Origin of the sequence: Pseudoprimorskyibacter insulae (genome assembly GCF_900302505.1) — a bacterium.
GTDB classification, from domain to species: Bacteria; Pseudomonadota; Alphaproteobacteria; order Rhodobacterales; family Rhodobacteraceae; genus Pseudoprimorskyibacter; species Pseudoprimorskyibacter insulae.
In genome coordinates this window covers 1-13549 of the sequence record NZ_OMOJ01000016.1, presented here as the reverse complement: position 1 = coordinate 13549, position 13549 = coordinate 1, and the positions used below count along the sequence as shown (strand labels likewise).

Here is a 13549-nt window from a genome sequence, read left to right as displayed (position 1 = left end):
CTGCATTTCTGCGCAATCTCGCGGCGCGATCTTTGACCGATTGGGCAATATCGCGACGAAATTTCTTGAGGCGACGCGCCAAGCTGATAGACATATTTGGTATACCAAATCAGATCGCCACGGCGCAGGCGACACGGACGGACATCCATGACCAAGACCATTTACATTCTGAACGGCCCCAACCTGAACCTGCTGGGCAAACGTCAGCCGGAAATCTACGGCTACGACACGCTGGCCGATGTTGAGGCGAATTGCCGGGCGTTGCTGCCCGACGGCTATGACCTGACGCTGAAGCAGTCGAACTGGGAAGGTCAGATCGTCGATTGGATTCACGAGGCGCGGGAAAAGGCTTGCGGGATTGTCATCAACCCGGCGGCGCTGACCCATACGTCGGTTGCTGTGCTGGATGCCTTGAACACTTTCGAAGGCCCGATCATCGAGGTGCATATCTCGAACGTGCATAAGCGCGAAAGCTTCCGTCATCATTCCTATGTGTCGCTGCGCGCCGATGGGGTGATCGCCGGGTTGGGCATTGAAGGCTATGAAATGGGCGTGCGCCGCGTCCTAACCCTGACCAAAGACGCATGACCCAGTTGATCACCGGTCACACGCGGTTTCTGGCCCATTTGGGCACGCCGACCCATTCGTTCAAAGCGCCGATGATCTACAATCCCTACTTCGAAGAAGCGGGGATTGATGTGGCCGTGGTGCCGATGGACTGCGGGCCTGATGCGTTTGGTGATGTGTTGCGCAGCATTTTCCGGCTGGGCAACATCGCCGGGGCCTTGGTGACGATGCCGCATAAGGTGCCGGTGGTCGATATGCTGGATGAGGTTTCGCCCACGGTTCGGGTGTGCGGGGCGTGTAATGCGGTCAAGGTCGCTGCCGATGGGCGTTTGATCGGTGACATGTTCGACGGCGAAGGTTTTGTGCGCGGGGTTCTGCGCAAAGGCCGCGCGGTGGCCGGGGCTTCGGCGCTGGTGATTGGCGCGGGCGGCGTTGGCTCTGCGATTGCGGCATCCTTGGCCAATGCCGGTGCCGCCAAGGTTGGGGTGTATGACACCGATCCGGACCGGGCAGGCGGGCTGGCCCAACGGCTGCGCGATGCGTTCCCGAACACTCAGGTTTCAGTTGGCAGCAATGATCCAGCGGGTTGGGATATCGTGGTGAACGCCACGCCCTTGGGCATGAACCAAGGCGACCCGATGCCTTGCGACACCAGCCGCATCGCGCCGGAAACCTTTGTCGGTGAGGTGGTGATGAAGGCCGAGGCCACGCCCTTTCTGGCGGCGGCCCGTGCCAACGGCTGCATGACGCAGGTCGGCACGGACATGTTGTTTGAGCAGATCCCAGCCTATCTGGAGTTCTTCGACCTGCCCAGCACGACCGCCGAAGCGCTGCGCAGAACGGCCAAGATCGTCTATTAAAGCCGGACCAGGGCCTTGCCCTGATTTTCGCCCGCCATCATGCGAACAAAGGCTTTGGGCACGCTTTCGAACCCGTCTAGGACATCTTCGCGGAAGGTGATGTGCCCGGCCTCGTACCATTTGCGCAGGAACCGCATGGCGATGTCGCGTTTGTGCCACCAGTCAAATACGATCAGCCCGTGAGTGCTGGCGCGGGTGACGATCAGGCGCGAACTGGCGCGGATGCCGATGTCTTCGTGCGGGGCCTTGTTCACCACGGCGATGCGGCCGCAGATGATGACCCGCGCAAAGAACGCCAGTTGCGACAGCACCGCGTCATGGATCGGCCCGCCCGTGTTGTCCCAAAACACATCGACGCCCTCGGGGCAGGCCTCGCTCAAGGCGGCATCCAGATCGCCACAGGTTTTATAGTTGATCGTGACGTCAAAGCCGATGTTGCGGCAATGCGCCAGTTTCGCGTCATCGCCCGCAATTCCGACGACCCGCGCGCCCATCAGCTTGGCGATTTGGCCCACCAACTGACCCACCGCGCCGCCAGCGGCCGACACAACCACCGTTTCGCCGGGCAGAGGGCGGCCCATTTCCGTCAGGCCAACAAAGGCCGTCAGGCCGGGCATGCCCATCCATGACAGGCAGGCCTGCGGCGGGATGCCCTCTGGCACGCGATTGGTTGCGCCTGCGCCGGGCACATCCGGGGTCAACACGCTGAATTCCTGCCAGCCAACGGCCATGGACTCGGCCAGATCGCCGACCGCCCAGTTGGGGTGGTTCGAGGTCACAACCTCGCCCACGCCGCCGCCGTGCATCACGCCGCCGGGGGCGACGCCCGCCGTGTAATTGGCGGCGGGGTTGATCCGGCCACGCTGATAGGGATCAAGCGACAGCCATTTGGTGCGGACCACGATCTGCCCCGGCCCGGGCTGCGGCATGTCGGTTTCGATCATGCGCCAGGTCTCTTCGGTCGCGGCCCCCTGCGGATAGCTGTCCAGCACCCATTGACGGTTCATCCTGTCTCCTCCCGGATTTGTTTGCGGTAAAGGTGCAATTGCCAGCGCGGAAAGCAAGTGGGTTTCTGCCCCGCACCACGAAAGAATCTGTCTGTCTGGGATTCGAATAATTGTGTGATAAGTTGGCAAAGATTGCGCACATATGCAGGCATAATGCCTGTTAGGTTGTGATGGGTTGACTGATGTGTTTCGAAAAATTCCTTATTTTTCTATGGGTTTGAAGGAAAGTTGCGCCGGATACCCATCTTTCTCATAAACATCTTGCCTAGTTCGCAAAACTTATCATACAACTAATCCTACAAGTTATTTGGGGCCGGCAGCGCGTAAGCGTCCCGCCGGTAGGGAGTGGAAATGCAGCCGGACACCGGACCAATCGACGTGCGTATCGCCTATATCGGCGGTGGATCTTTGAACTGGGCGCTGGGCCTGATGGCCGATCTGGCGCAAGACACAATCCTGTCGGCGGATGTGCGCCTGTATGATCTGGACGTTGACGCGGCCCGCCAGAACGCGGCTTTGGGTGCCCGGTTTGCCGAAGTGTCACGCGGCACGCCTGCACGGTATTCGGTCTGCGATACCATTGGGGATGCCCTGCGCGATGCCGATATCGTTGTCGTTTCGATCCTGCCCGGATCCTTTGACGATATGGCGCAAGATATCTTGATCCCCGAACGCTACGGCATTCCGCAGGCGGTGGGCGATACGGTTGGGCCGGGCGGCTTTGTGCGGGCGCTGCGGTCTATCCCGATGCTGCACCAGATCGGCGCGGCCATCGCCGAACATGCGCCAGATGCCTATGTCTGCAATCTGACCAATCCCATGAGCGTTTTGACCGGTGCCCTATACGCCGCCCATCCGGGCATTCGGTGCTGGGGCGAATGCCACGAGGTTACTAAGCTGCGCAAGCAGGTGGCGTGGTTGGCCAATCGCGCCGAGGGCGGGGAACGGTGGACGCACCGCGATGTCGAAGTGAACGTGCTTGGCGTCAATCACTTCACCTTTGTCGACAAGATCGCGCTGAACGGGCAAGACATGATGCCCGCCTACCGCGCCTTTGCCGCCGAATTCGCCGAGGCTGGCTGGACCGCCAAAGTGCCGGACCCTGACGATGAATTCGCCCGCTATTTCGAAGACCGCAGCCGCGTGAAGTTTGACCTGACGCGCCGGTTTGGCATCGCCGCCGCCGCCGGGGATCGCCACCTAGTGGAGTTTTTACCCGCCGCTGAATACCTTGAGGCCCCCGCCAATTGGGACTTCGGTCTGACCCCGGTCGAATTCCGTATTCGCGACAATAAGGCCAAGCGGGCCCGCCGGGCCGCGCTTTTGGCCGGTGAGGCCGCGGTCGCGCCGAAACGCAGCGACGAGGCGTTGGTGGACCAGATCATCGCCCTGATGGGCGGGGCTGCGCATGTGTCCAACGTCAACCTGCCCAACCGTGGCCAGATTTCAAACCTTCCCCAAGGCGCAATCGTCGAAAGCAATGCGATGTTCTCGGGGCTTGGGGTCACGCCGCTGATGGCCGGATCCTTGCCCGAGCCGTTGGCCGACCATGTGCGCGGCCATGCCCTGCGCCAGTCCGCGTTGCTGAATGCTGTCATCGCGCAACAGTACGATGTGCTGTTCGACCTGTTCCGTACTGACCCGTTGGTTGCCCCCCTCAGCGGCAACCGAGCGCGTCAGATGTTTGCCGAAATGATCCAGGCGACCGCAAGTCGCTTGCCCGACGCCTTAGTAAAGGAGATTGCCTGATGGGAGGCGAAAGCAAATACGCCGGGCTGTGGTACGTCGCCCCCTATGTCATAGGGTTGCTGCTGTTCACCGCCTTTCCCTTTGTCGCGTCATTCTACCTGAGTTTTACCGACTATGACCTGTTGTCGAAGCCCGAATGGGTCGGCACCAAGAACTACGAAAAGCTGTTCAGCCGCGACCGGACCTTCGATAAGTCGTTGAAAGTGACACTGATTTACGTGTTCACGACGGTTCCGCTCAAGCTGACGTTTGCACTGTTTATCGCGGTGGTGCTGAACTACCGCCTGAAGGCGATCAACCTGTTCCGCACGGCCTACTATGTGCCGTCGATCCTTGGCGGGTCTATCGCGATTGCGGTGCTGTGGCGCTATATCTTTGCCGATACCGGGCTTGTGAACATGCTGATCGTGTCGCTTGGCGGCGAGCCGATCAACTGGTTCGGTGATCCGACCAATGCGCTGTTCACGATCACGCTGCTGCGCTGCTGGCAGTTTGGCTCGGCCATGGTGATCTTCCTTGCGGCGCTGCAATCTGTGGATAAGTCGCTGTATGAGGCAGCGTCGATCGACGGGGCAGGGCCTTGGCAGATCTTCCGCAACATCACGCTGCCGCTGATCACGCCGGTCATCTTCTTCAACCTGATCATGCAGACCGTGCAAGCGTTTCAGGAATTCAACGGCCCCTACATCATCACGCAGGGCGGGCCTCTTAAATCCACCTACCTGTTGCCCCTTTATATCTACGACAAAGCCTTCAAGAGCTTTGACATGGGATATGCCTCGGCCATCGCATGGGTGCTCTTTGTCATCATCATGGTGCTGACGCTGATCGCATTCTGGTCGTCGAAAAAATGGGTCTACTACGCAGGCGACAAGCGGAGCTGAACCATGGCAATGCTATCCGACATTTCCCCCAAGGGGCGCGGCGATCGCCGTCCCCCCACCCAGATCGAGCTGAAATTGCGCCGCAAAGCGCGGGTCAGCGCCACCATCCGCTACGGTCTTTTGACGTTGATTGGCCTGCTGATGGTCTATCCTCTGATCTGGCTGATCGGTGCGTCCTTCAAGACCAACGCCGAGATGTTCACATCGCCGTCGTTCTGGCCGAATGAGCCGACCGTTCAAGGCTATATCGACGGCTGGAAGACCTCGACGCCGTATACCTTTGGCAAGTTCTTCCTGAACTCGCTTTGGATCATCATACCCAAGGTGATCGGCACGGCGATTTCCTGCACGCTGGTGGCTTACGGCTTTGCGCGGTTTGAATTTCCGTTCAAGAAGTTCCTCTTTGCGTCGGTGATTGCGACTTTGCTGTTGCCGAACGTGGTAACCCGTATTCCGCAGTACCTGCTGTTCCGTGACATCGGCTGGCTGGACAGCTTCCTGCCGCTGTGGGTGCCGTCGGCTATGGCGGGGGATGCGTTCTTTGTCTTCATGATCGTGCAATTCCTGCGGGCCATTCCCCGCGATATGGAAGAAGCCGCACGTGTGGACGGAGCGACCACCTTGCAGACATTGGTGTACATCGTCGTGCCCATGCTGACCCCGGCGCTGATCTCGGTCTGCCTGTTTCAGTTCATGTGGACGATGAACGACTTCCTCGGACCACTCATCTACGTTTCGTCGGTTGAGAAATATCCTGTGAGCCTTGCGCTCAAACTCTCCATCGACACTACAGAGGCGTTTGCCTGGAACCAGATCCTAGCGATGTCTGTCCTCGCGCTGGCGCCCTCTCTCACCGTGTTCTTCTTGGCACAGAAATACTTCATCGAAGGCATCTCAGCAGGGGGAGTCAAAGGCTAATGGCTCAGTTGCAACTCCGTTCGGTCGAAAAGACCTATGGCAATGGATTCAAGGCCGTACACGGCATCAACCTTGATGTGAAGGAAGGCGAATTCATGGTCTTGGTGGGGCCTTCGGGCTGCGCCAAATCCACCACGCTCCGCATGATCGCAGGGCTAGAGACGATCACCGGCGGCGAAATCCGCATAGGCGATCAGGTGGTCAACGATCTGGTACCGGGCAAGCGCGGCATCGCGATGGTGTTCCAGAACTACGCCCTTTACCCGCATATGAAAGTGCGCCGGAACCTGAGCTTTGGCCTCAAGCTAAAGCGCATTCCGAAGGACAAGATCGAAGAGGCGACACAAGAGGTTTCCAGCATTCTGGAAATCGAACAATTGCTGGAGCGTTTGCCGAAACAGCTTTCGGGCGGACAGGCGCAGCGGGTGGCCTTGGGCCGCGCGTTGATCAAGCATCCCGAGGTGTTCCTGTTCGATGAACCGCTGTCGAACCTTGATGCCAAGCTGCGCGCTTCGATGCGGGTTCGGATCACAGATCTGCACAAGCGTCTGCGCAACGAAGGCCGCCCCGCGACGGTGGTCTATGTGACCCACGATCAGGTCGAAGCGATGACCATGGGCGACCGGATCTGCGTCATGAAAGACGGCCATATCATGCAGGTCGATGATCCGGCCACGCTCTATGAACGCCCCGCGAATGACTTCGTGGCCGGGTTCATCGGGATGCCGGAAATGAACCTTGTGCCTTGCGCGCTGTCGCGCAATGGCGGCCTGCCGGTTCTGTCTGCGGGCAGCCAGCAGATCACCGTGGGCGATGGTCTGGCAGACCGGCTGAAGGCAGAAGACGGCAAGGTCACGCTGGGCATCCGTCCACAGCACCTGTCCGTGGTGCCTGCCGGGACGGATGGCGCGTTCAACGGCACGATCACCAACCTCGAATTCATGGGGCATGAGGTGAACCTACACGCCGATGTCGATGGCGCCGCCTTTGTGGCCGTCGTTCCCAGCGAGGATTTCGACAACAACCTGAAGCGTGGCGACAAGGTCGGGCTGCGCCCCGATGGCCGCCGCATCCACATTTTCGACGCCGCCAGCGGCGCGAACATTTCGCTTTCGTGAATAAAACTACGTCTTGATCAGGGAGGATCCAAAATGAAGAAGACGTTTATCGCAGCACTGCTTGCTGCCTCGGCACTGACCAGCACCGCGCAGGCCGTCGAACTCCGCATGAGTTGGTGGGGCGGGGATAGCCGACACCTTGCCACCCAAGAAGGCCTGAAGGTTTGCGGTGAAAAGCACGGCCACGTTATCAAGCCGGAATTCACCGGTTGGGGCGGCCACTTTGAAAAGGTCGCCACGCAGATTGCGGGCAAGACCGAAGCCGACATCATGCAGATCAACTGGCCGTGGCTGCCGATCTTCTCGGCGGATGGCAACGGCTTTGCCGATCTGAACACTCTGTCGGGCCAAATCGACCTGACTCAATGGTCGGCTGACCAGATCGAAGCAGGCTCGATACAGGGCAAGCTGAACGGTCTGCCGGTGTCCACCACGGGCCGTCTGTTCGTGTTCAACAAAACCACATGGGACAAGACCGGTCTGGCGCTGCCCTCGACCTGGGACGAACTGATGGCCGCTGGCCCGGTCTTCAAGGAAAAGCTGGGCGATGCCTACTATCCGTTCGAAGGCATCGGTCTGGATGCGTCGCTGCTGATCACGCTCTATGGCACCCAGAAAACCGGCATGCCGCTGATCGACCCGGCGACCAACAAAATCGCATGGTCTGAGGCTGATATGGTTGACGCCATCAACTACTATCAGACGCTGGTCGACAACCATGTTATCCCGTCGTGGAAGGACGTGGCAGCGGCGGGCAACGTTGCCCTGCACGAAAACCCCAAGTGGGCTTCGGGCGAAATTGGCGGGACCTATCAGTGGGATACCACCTATTTCAAAATCTCGGACCCGCTGGCCGAAGGTCAGGAACTGAGCTATGTCGGCCTGCTGTCGCAGGACGGTCAGAAAACCGCAGGCATCTATCGTAAGGCCTCCATGGTCTTTTCGATCTCGGCCAACAGCGCCAACAAAGAGGCTGCGGCTCAAATCCTGAACTGCTTGCTGAACGAAGCCGAAGGCGTTGCTGCAATGGGCTCGGCCCGCGGCGTTCCGTCGTCGAACACCGCACGTGCGGCGCTTCTGGAATCGGGCGCGTTGAAGCCGGAACAGGTGAACGCGCAGAAACTGGTTCTGGACGCAACCGGCCCGGCGATCCACCCGTTCATGGAGCACCCGGACGTCCGTTCGGCCATGCAGGATAACCTGGAGCTGTTCGCCTATGGCGAGATCGACGCAGAAACCGCCGCGTCGGATATCTTCTACGGCATCCAAGAAGCCCTGGACGACATCAAGTAAGCCAAGTGCACCCCGCCGGAGCCCGCTATGGGCTCCGGCATCTTAACGGAAGTCCCCATGACCAGCGCTTTGACCCTTGCCGCCGTGTCCAACCGGACCGCGACCCTTCTTTGCACGCCAGACGGCACCCGTTTTACATTGGCCGCCCCGTTGGCGTGGCAGGTGTTTTGCGGCAGCGATTTGATTGCCGATGGTGTGACCACGGTCGCGCCGGTCTTTCTTGAGGGGCTGACCCCCGCGACGGGCTACGTGTTTCGCGCCTGCGGGGCGGAATTGGCCTTTGAAACCGCGCCTTGCGCGGGTTTGGTCGATGTGACCGCGCATGGCGCATCGGTTGAGGCCGCCGACAATTCCGCCGCTTTTGCCCGTGCCATCGCGGCCGTGCCCGAAGGGGGCACGTTGATGGTGCCGCCGGGCCGTTATTGCATTCGGCCGATCCACCTGAAAGCACGGATGACGCTGTATCTGCCCAAAGGGGCCGAGCTTTACGCCGATCACGACCGCCAGAACTGGCCCATCCTGCCGCCGCATGACGATGCGAGCCGCGTTGTTGGCACTTGGGAGGGGCTGCCGGAGGCTGCCTTTGCCGCGCCTGTCACCGCGATTGACTGCGATAACCTGACGATCACCGGGGCCGGACGCATCGATGCGGGCGGCGATCGCGGCGATTGGTGGAGCTGGCCCAAGGAAACCCGCGATGGCGCGCGCCGCCCCCGCGCGCTGTTTCTGGCCCATGGCCGGAACGTGCAGCTTAGCGGCTTTACCCTATGCAATTCCCCCAGTTGGACGCTGCATCCCTACCGGATTGACGGTTTGACCTGCACCGGTCTGAACATCGAAAATCCGCCCGATAGCCCCAATACTGACGGTCTGAACCCGGAAAGCTGCACCGATGTGCGCCTGCTTGGCATTCGGTTTTCGGTCGGCGACGACTGTATCGCCGTCAAGGCGGGCAAGCGCGGGCCGGGGCAGGTGGATCACATTTTGCCGACGCGCGGCCTGATGGTGCATCACTGCCTGATGGCGCGCGGGCATGGCGCGGTGGTTCTCGGCTCTGAGATGAGCGGCGATATCACCGATGTGGATGTGGCCGCTTGCGAATTTGTTGGAACCGATCGCGGCTTGCGGATCAAGACCCGCCGTGGCCGCGGCGGCAAGGTCGCCCATGTGCGCCTATCCGATGTGGTGATGACCGGGGTCGGCACGCCGCTGGCGATCAACGCGTTTTACTTTTGCGACCCGGATGGCCGCAGTGAGGCCGTGCAATCGCGCGACCCCGCGCCGGTCGATCACACCACGCCGCAGGTGTTTGACATCTCGCTTACCGATGTGTTGGCCACCGATGTTCAGATCGCGGGCGTGGCCCTGCTTGGCCTGCCCGAAGCGCCGATCACCGGCGTGACCATCCGCAATTTCCGGGTCAGTTTCGACCCGAACGCGCAGCCCGCTGTTCCCCTGATGGCCGCGCATCTTGATGCCGTTCGGCACATTCCCCTTTGGACCGAATTTGCACAGGTCGACGGAACCGTCGATCTGTTGCCCAGCCCGCAGGAGGCACGTTGATGCTGACCCAATATTTCACCGATTTTGTCGAGGCGCATGAACCCTATAAGGGCGGCAACTGGTGCTATGAGGATGGCTGCATTTACACCGGCCTTGCCCTGCTGCACCGCGCCACCGGCGATCAAAAGTGGCTGGACCTGATGGTGCCGCGCATCAACGCCCAGATTGAGGCGGACGGTCTGACCGGCTATAACCCGTCTGATTACAACATCGATAATATCCAACCGGGCCGCGCCGCGCTGTATCTGTCGCAGCAAACGGGCGACGCGCGTTATATGGCGGCCTGCGGGCTGTTGACGCGGCAGTTGGCGACCCACCCCCGTACCAAATCCGGCGTGTTTTGGCACAAACTGCGCTATCCGTGGCAGGTGTGGCTCGATGGGCTGTACATGGGCCCGACCTTTCTGGCCGCGTATGGCGTTCAGACTGCCGACGATACGCTTGTCGATGACGCTATCGCGCAGGTCGACACGGCGATGCAGATGCTGGCGACGCCGGAAACCGGCCTTTACGCCCACGCCATTGATGAGGCGAAGATGCAGCCGTGGTGCAACCCGGTTGACGGCAAATCCCACGCCCATTGGTCGCGGTCGCTCGGTTGGCTGGTAATGGCGCTTGTGGATTTGGCCGAGATCGCAGGCCCCGAAAAATTCGCGCCTCTGCGCGCCCGCACGGAAAACCTGTTGCGCGATGTTGCAGGGTTCCGCCGTCCCGAAGGGATCTGGCTACAAGTGCTCGACCGCCCGGATCTGGAGGGCAATTATTTGGAAACATCCGCCTCGGCGATGTTTGTTTACGGCTTAATTCGCGGCGCCGATCTGGGCCTTTACGCTGGCGACGTGTCCACACTGATGGCGGATCTTGCCAGCTGCGCCATGCGTAAAGGGGCCAATGACAATCTGTCGATGGTCGAAATGTGCGAGGTCGCAGGCCTGGGCTGGTACGAAGGCCGGTTCCGAGATGGCAGCGCCGAATACTACCTATCAGAGGCGCGCGTCTGCGACGATGCAAAAGGTGTTGGCCCATTGATGATGGCCTATGCGGCCCACTTGATGCATCAGGCGCGGGGCTAAGCCTATGGGATCGGGGCGCAATTGTTGGGCATTGCGACACAGTGGGGTGCGCCCATTGTTGACCGAGGCGCAGGCGGCGCGGTTCGATCGCGCCAGCGTTCTGTCGCGCGTGGGTCCCGCCGGGGCTGAGCGGCTTGATCCGTGGCATCCCACCCGCGACATGCCGTGCCGAGATGCGCAGTATGACGCGCTGGTCGACTCTAGCCGCGCGGGGCATGCCAATGTGTTCGCGACGGTTCAGCAAGCGGTCGATCATTGCTTGGGTATGGCCCGAAAGACCGAAAGTAATGACCGTATGTTCATCGCGGTTGCGCCCGGCCTGCACGAAGGTCTGGTCTATCTTCCAAAATTGGCCTTCTCTCGGGTGCGTTTTACGATTTTTGGTCTGGGGGAAGCCCCGCAAGACACAGTTTTGCATGCCAATATCGATGCGGAAATGCCGGGGGATGAGTACGCAAATCGCTTTGAACGCCAATTTGGGCAATCCGATGCTGCGGTAAAGGAAATATTTCAGCGCATCGCTGCCAGAACGACGCTGAGCACCGCAAATGCCTCTGTCCTGCGGATCGAGGCGGATGGTACACAGATCTATAATTTGACCATTCACAACCGCTACAACGCGGACCGCAATGCCGCGACCCCTGCCGGTCTTGAAAAGAACCACGCGGGCCAGTTTGCGAAAGGTCAGCATCAAGCCGTTGCGTTTCTTAGCGCCGGGGCCGACAAGGTGATCCTTGGCGCGGTCCATTTGAAAAGCTTCCAAGACACGCTCTACCTTCAGGCCCCTGACAAATTCAGCACTGTTCGCAGTTACTTGTTCGATTGCGATATCGAAGGCGACGTGGATTTCATTTTCGGCCAATCCACCGCCTATTTCGAAACGTCTACCATTCGCGCAATCGGTGCGCGGGGGGCGCATTGTTGGCTGACCGCGCCGTCGACCAACTTGCGCACATCTTTCGGATTTGTATTTGATCGGTGTGACTTGACACACGACAGTAGCGATCTGGCCAGACGCGGAGTTTTTAACCTTGGGCGTCAATGGTTTGAAGCGGTTCGTGCCAGTCCCTATGGGATCGCCCCGGTGCGCGGATACGCCGTCACACTTTGCAGTGAGAGCAGGTACGATCCGCCGCTTGGGTCGATTGCACCGGCCAGCCTGCAATCGGTCGGCAAGTGCGTTTTCCTTAATTGCCGCGTGGGCGATCATGTGAATATAGCGGCCCCTTGGGATGATTGGTCCGGTCCCGGATATGGACCAGATGGGCAGTTGTTGCCGGGAGAATGGCAGCCACGTTACCGACCTGTGCAAACCGGACCGAAGGACATGGCGCGTTTTCTGAGCCCCTGGGCCGGGACCGAAGCGCTTGGCCTGTCCGAATGCCCAGACGATGACATTTGGCTGGGCGAATACAATCCAACACCAATGTTGAATAATACGTAAATGAAAGGGCATGTTTTGATAAAGAAACTGCTTTTGACCGGCGCGACAGGCAGCATGGGCACCGCGATCCGGCCTCTTTTGGCGGCTCTTGCGGAAACCGTTGTTGTGTCTGGCCGGCGCGACATAACGGATCTGATGCCGCATGAGGAAAGTCGTAAGGCCAGCCTTGATAGTGCCGATGACGTTCTGAGGGCGGTCGATGGGTGCGATGCGATCATCCATCTTGGCGGCTATTCGGTCGAAGGGCCGTTCCATCCGATCATGCAGGCCAACATTCTGGGATTGTACAACATTTATGAGGCTGCGCGAGCCAATGGTATGCCGCGTATCCTGTTCGCATCGTCCAATCATGTGGTCGGTTACCATCCGCAGGCCGAAGTGCTCGACAACACGGCGCTGCCCCGTCCAGACAGTCTTTACGGTGTGTCCAAAGTCTTCGGTGAAGCGTTGGCGCGGTTCTATTTTGAAAAGTTTGGACAACAGACGGCAATCCTGCGGATCGGGTCCTGTTTCGACAAGCCTGTGGATCACCGGATGTTGTCCACTTGGTTGTCGTATCGAGATTTCGTCGCCTTTGCCCGCGCGGCCTTTACTGTGCCGGTTCTGGGCTGCCCAATTGTATATGGGGCCTCGGCGAATGATCGGTCGTTCTGGGACAATTCGAAGTCCAACTACCTGGGCTGGCAGCCACAGGACAATGCTGAGGCATATTTGGCAGAGGTGTTGCAGGCCGTTCCGAACCCAGATCCAAACGATCCGTTGCACCTGTTCCAGGGCGGCAAGTTTACCGATATTCCAATTCTGAAAGAGGGCAATCATGACTGATCCTTTCACGCCACACGGCAACCACCTGATTGCTGGGGAGTGGGTTGGCGGTGAGGCCAAGTTCACTTCGGAGCCGGCGCATGGTCCGGCGCATGCGTTTAGCGTTGGCACGACCGATCTGGTCAACCGCGCCTGTGAGGCGGCCGAGGAGGCGTTTTGGTCCTACGGCTACAGCACGCGTGCGGAACGGGCGGCGTTTTTGAACGCCATCGCCGATGAGATTGAGGCGCGCGGCGATGCCATCACCC

12 protein-coding genes and 1 pseudogene are annotated in these 13549 nt (G+C 59.8%); 12 read left to right on the top strand and 1 reads right to left on the bottom strand.

The annotated features are described in order from the left end of the window. Positions 1 to 147: 147 nt before the first annotated feature. Together aroQ and PRI8871_RS18385 are read left to right on the top strand one after the other, a co-directional pair. The gene (gene aroQ, locus PRI8871_RS18390) at positions 148 to 588 is read left to right on the top strand and encodes a type II 3-dehydroquinate dehydratase (RefSeq protein WP_108887662.1); all 441 of its coding nucleotides are present in this window, start codon (positions 148 to 150) and stop codon (positions 586 to 588) included. Beyond that, entirely contained in the window at positions 585 to 1427 is an 843-nt protein-coding gene (locus PRI8871_RS18385; RefSeq protein ID WP_245897967.1) for a shikimate dehydrogenase family protein, read from the top strand. The genes aroQ and PRI8871_RS18385 overlap by 4 nt, the downstream gene beginning before the upstream one ends. Here the strand turns inward: PRI8871_RS18385 and PRI8871_RS20165 are convergent. Then, positions 1424 to 2434, bottom strand: coding sequence for an NADP-dependent oxidoreductase (locus PRI8871_RS20165; RefSeq protein ID WP_108887661.1), 1011 nt, complete (start codon positions 2432 to 2434; stop codon positions 1424 to 1426). The genes PRI8871_RS18385 and PRI8871_RS20165 overlap by 4 nt on opposite strands. A 351-nt stretch (positions 2435 to 2785) precedes the next feature. Between PRI8871_RS20165 and PRI8871_RS18375 the strand changes: the two genes are divergently transcribed. The 10 genes and pseudogenes from PRI8871_RS18375 to PRI8871_RS18330 form a co-directional block, all read left to right on the top strand. Next, complete coding sequence (locus PRI8871_RS18375; RefSeq protein WP_108887660.1) at positions 2786 to 4183, top strand: family 4 glycosyl hydrolase; 1398 nt, start codon at positions 2786 to 2788, stop codon at positions 4181 to 4183. Beyond that, positions 4183 to 5067 carry a carbohydrate ABC transporter permease gene (locus PRI8871_RS18370; protein WP_108887659.1) on the top strand — a complete coding sequence of 295 codons (885 nt, stop codon included), beginning with the start codon at positions 4183 to 4185 and terminating at the stop codon, positions 5065 to 5067. The genes PRI8871_RS18375 and PRI8871_RS18370 overlap by 1 nt, the downstream gene beginning before the upstream one ends. A 3-nt stretch (positions 5068 to 5070) precedes the next feature. Then, a complete protein-coding gene (locus tag PRI8871_RS18365; protein WP_181389532.1) occupies positions 5071 to 5985 on the top strand; it encodes a carbohydrate ABC transporter permease in 915 nt (304 codons plus the stop codon). Further along, positions 5985 to 7103 carry an ABC transporter ATP-binding protein gene (locus tag PRI8871_RS18360; protein ID WP_108887658.1) on the top strand — a complete coding sequence of 373 codons (1119 nt, stop codon included), beginning with the start codon at positions 5985 to 5987 and terminating at the stop codon, positions 7101 to 7103. The genes PRI8871_RS18365 and PRI8871_RS18360 overlap by 1 nt, the downstream gene beginning before the upstream one ends. Positions 7104 to 7136: 33 nt before the next feature. Next, a complete protein-coding gene (locus tag PRI8871_RS18355) occupies positions 7137 to 8396 on the top strand; it encodes an ABC transporter substrate-binding protein (protein WP_108887657.1) in 1260 nt (419 codons plus the stop codon). Positions 8397 to 8453: 57 nt separating this feature from the next. Further along, positions 8454 to 9959: a polygalacturonase PglA gene (gene pglA / locus PRI8871_RS18350; RefSeq protein WP_181389531.1), complete on the top strand. Its 1506-nt coding sequence runs from the start codon at positions 8454 to 8456 to the stop codon at positions 9957 to 9959. Next, positions 9959 to 11032, top strand: a complete 1074-nt coding sequence (locus tag PRI8871_RS18345; RefSeq protein WP_108887655.1) for a glycoside hydrolase family 88/105 protein — start codon at positions 9959 to 9961, stop codon at positions 11030 to 11032. The genes pglA and PRI8871_RS18345 overlap by 1 nt, the downstream gene beginning before the upstream one ends. Positions 11033 to 11078: 46 nt before the next feature. Then, entirely contained in the window at positions 11079 to 12476 is a 1398-nt protein-coding gene (locus PRI8871_RS18340; protein ID WP_181389530.1) for a pectinesterase family protein, read from the top strand. A 15-nt stretch (positions 12477 to 12491) separates the two neighbouring features. Next, positions 12492 to 13301, top strand: a complete 810-nt coding sequence (locus tag PRI8871_RS18335; protein WP_245897964.1) for an NAD-dependent epimerase/dehydratase family protein — start codon at positions 12492 to 12494, stop codon at positions 13299 to 13301. Beyond that, positions 13294 to 13549, top strand: a pseudogene (locus PRI8871_RS18330) (aldehyde dehydrogenase (NADP(+))); the annotation flags it as partial. The gene PRI8871_RS18335 and the pseudogene PRI8871_RS18330, both read left to right, overlap by 8 nt.